Source organism: Mesorhizobium sp. M5C.F.Cr.IN.023.01.1.1 (genome assembly GCF_003997585.1).
In the GTDB taxonomy this organism is placed as follows: domain Bacteria; phylum Pseudomonadota; class Alphaproteobacteria; order Rhizobiales; family Rhizobiaceae; genus Mesorhizobium; species Mesorhizobium wenxiniae.
In genome coordinates, this window is record NZ_RZSU01000237.1 from 1 (window position 1) to 1,137 (window position 1,137).

1 protein-coding gene is annotated in these 1,137 nt (G+C 66.1%); it reads left to right on the forward strand.

Going from position 1 to position 1,137, the window contains the following annotated elements; translation table 11 throughout:
* On the forward strand, nucleotides 1–1,137 hold a 1,137-nt coding region (locus tag EOA78_RS35525), incomplete at both ends, for a DEAD/DEAH box helicase family protein (RefSeq protein WP_164784120.1).

Here is a 1,137-nt window from a genome sequence, read left to right on the forward strand (position 1 = left end):
TCGCGGAATATGGCACTGCCGAGCTCGGCAGTGCCATATTCCGCGACCCAGCGGACGGCTCCTGGCAGACGGCGGACGCCTATCTCTCCGGCCCTGTCCGCGACAAGCTGAAGGCAGCAGAGGCGGCCGCGGCGCTCGATCCCGCCTATGAGCGCAACGTCACCGCACTGATGGGCGTGCAACCGGCCGATCTCAGGCCCTCCGACATCACCGCGCGGCTCGGCGCGCCCTGGATTCCGGCCGCCGACATCGTCGCCTTCGTGAAGGAGACGATGGGGGCGGAGATCCGGATCCACCACATGCCGGAACTGGCGTCCTGGACCGTCGAAGCCCGCCAGCTCGGATGGATGGCGGCCGGCACGTCCGAATGGGGCACGGATCGCCGGCATGCCGGAGAACTTCTCGCCGATGCGCTGAACAGCCGCGTGCCGCAAATCTTCGACACGGTCAGGGAGGAGAAAAGCGAGCGCCGCGTTCTCAATGTCGTCGACACCGAGGCGGCGAAGGAGAAGCTCCAGAAGATCAAGACCGCCTTCCAGAGCTGGATCTGGTCCGATCCCGACCGCACCGACCGCCTGGCGCGGGTCTATAACGACCGCTTCAACAACATCGTGCCGCGAGCCTTCGACGGCTCACACCTGAAGCTTCCGGGCGCCTCGGGCGCCTTTGTTCTTTATGACCACCAGAAGCGCGGCATCTGGCGCATCATTTCCGCGGGCGCGACCTATCTCGCCCACGCCGTCGGCGCCGGCAAGACGATGACGATCGCAGCGAGCATCATGGAGCAGCGCCGGCTCGGCCTGATCGCCAAGGCGATGCTCGTCGTGCCCGGCCATTGCCTGGCGCAGGCGGCGCGTGAGTTCCTGGCGCTCTATCCCAACGCCCGCATCCTCGTCGCCGACGAGACCAATTTTTCTTTGGCCAAGCGGCATCGCTTCCTGTCGCGCGCGGCGACGGCCAACTGGGACGCGATCATCATCACCCATTCAGCCTTCCGCTTCATCGGCGTGCCGTCCGCCTTCGAGCAGCAGATGATCCAGGACGAGCTGGAGCTCTACCAGGCGCTTCTGACCAAGGTCGAGAGCGACGACCGCGTCTCGCGCAAGCGGCTCGAGCGGTTGAAGGAGGGCCTCAAGG